Here is a 1361-nt window from a genome sequence, read left to right as displayed (position 1 = left end):
GCGCAGGCGCGCGCTGGCTACGCCCCCATCGCGACCATCGGCCGCGACGGTCCGCTGGCGCTGTCGTTTGCGCAGCAGCGCCTGTGGTTCATCGATCGCCTCGAAGGCGGCAGCGCCCAGTACAACCTGCCGGTCGCATTGCGGCTGCGCGGCGAACTAGACGAAACGGCGCTGCAGCAGGCACTGGATGCGCTGATTGCGCGGCATGAAGTGCTGCGCACGCGCTACGCGGAAGTCGACGGCGTGGCCGTGCAGCGTATACAGCCGGCCACCGCCCTGGCGATTGCGCGGCACGACCTGCGCGGGCTGGACGCCAGTGCGCGCGAAGCGCGCCTGCAGCAATATGCGGCCGACGAGGCCGTGCGCCTGTTCGACCTGTCCCGCGACCTGATGCTGCGCTGTACCTTGCTGCAGCTGGACCGGCACGATCATGCGGCATTGTTCACCTTGCACCATATTGCTTCCGACGGCTGGTCGTCCGGCGTGCTGGTGCGCGAATTCGTCGCCCTGTACGGTGCCCTGGTGCAGGGCCGGCCGCCGGTCTTGCCGGCGCTGGCGGTGCAATACGCCGATTACGCCCACTGGCAGCGCGAACGCCTGCAAGGCCCGCTGCGCCAGTCGCAACTGCAGTACTGGCGCGAGCAGCTGGCTGGCCTGCCAGTGGTACACAACCTGCCGCTGGACAAGCCGCGGCCGGCGCAGCAGCGCTTCGAAGGCGCGCGCGTCGAACAGGTGCTGGAAGCACCGCTTCTGGCCGCGCTGAACGCGCTGGCGCGGCGTCACGATGCCAGCCTGTTCATGCTGCTGCAGGCGGCGTTTGCGCTGCTGCTGTCGCGCTGGAGCGGCGAGAGCGACATCGTCATCGGTACGCCGATCGCCGGCCGCCTGCATCCGGACGTGGAGCCGCTGATCGGTTTCTTCGTCAACACGCTGGTGCTGCGCAGCGATCTTTCCGCCAACCCGACGTTCGAACAATTGCTGGCCCAGGCCAGGGCCACGGCACTGGCGGCCTACGAACACCAGGAAATTCCGTTCGAGATGCTGGTGGACGAACTGCGGCCGGTACGCAGCCTGAGTCACGCGCCGGTATTCCAGATCATGCTGGCCCTGCAGAACCACGAACAGGTTGCGCTGGAATTGCCTGGCCTGAGCCTGGCCGCATTGGACAGCAACGCCGAACGCGCACAGTTCGACCTGCAGCTGGTCGTCACCGAAAACACCCAGGGCCTGCGGCTGAGCTGGTTCTATGCGAGCAGCCTGTTCGAACCGGCCAGCATCGAACGGCTGGGCGCAGCGTTCGTGCGCCTGCTGCAGGGCATCGTCGCGGCACCGCAGACGGCGGTCGCGCAATTGCCGCTGAT

1 protein-coding gene is annotated in these 1361 nt (G+C 67.6%); it reads left to right on the top strand.

The window, feature by feature from the left end:
• Positions 1 to 1361, top strand: a 1361-nt coding sequence (locus DFR29_RS28820) for a condensation domain-containing protein (RefSeq protein ID WP_243746216.1), incomplete at both ends; no start/stop codon positions are given.

It is taken from the genome of Tahibacter aquaticus, from assembly GCF_004363655.1.
GTDB classification, from domain to species: Bacteria; Pseudomonadota; Gammaproteobacteria; order Xanthomonadales; family Rhodanobacteraceae; genus Tahibacter; species Tahibacter aquaticus.
The sequence above is the reverse complement of the archived record's forward strand: the minus strand, read 5'-3'. Positions and strand labels throughout refer to the sequence as shown.